This window comes from Variovorax sp. E3 (genome assembly GCF_016082275.1).
Classification (GTDB): domain Bacteria; phylum Pseudomonadota; class Gammaproteobacteria; order Burkholderiales; family Burkholderiaceae_C; genus Variovorax.
Genome location: NZ_MOWM01000406.1, coordinates 1 through 255 on the forward strand (window position 1 = coordinate 1; position 255 = coordinate 255).

At 68.2% G+C, this 255-nt stretch carries 1 protein-coding gene; it reads right to left on the bottom strand.

The features are described 5' to 3' along the window. The coding region (locus BMG07_RS41125) for a nucleotide-binding domain containing protein (RefSeq protein ID WP_307867347.1) at nucleotides 1-255 on the bottom strand (255 nt) is incomplete at both ends.

The following is a 255-nucleotide window of genomic DNA, read 5'->3' on the forward strand; positions in this document are numbered from 1 at the left end:
CTCGAAATGGCGCCAGTTCGGATGAGCCGTGCACCACACGCTCGAACACGTCGTCCGAGCCCATCTGGCCACCCTTGAGCATGATCTCCAGTCCGTCGAGCGCGGCGTCGTCGCTGTGCACGCGGCACAAGGAGGTGCCGGCGCCGATGTCCGCCACGTACGAAAGCCCCCAGGCGTCGAGCGCCTGCACGCCATGGCTCGAGGTATCGCCGCCGGCAATGCCCACGCGTTGCAGGGGGACCATGGCCAGCACGC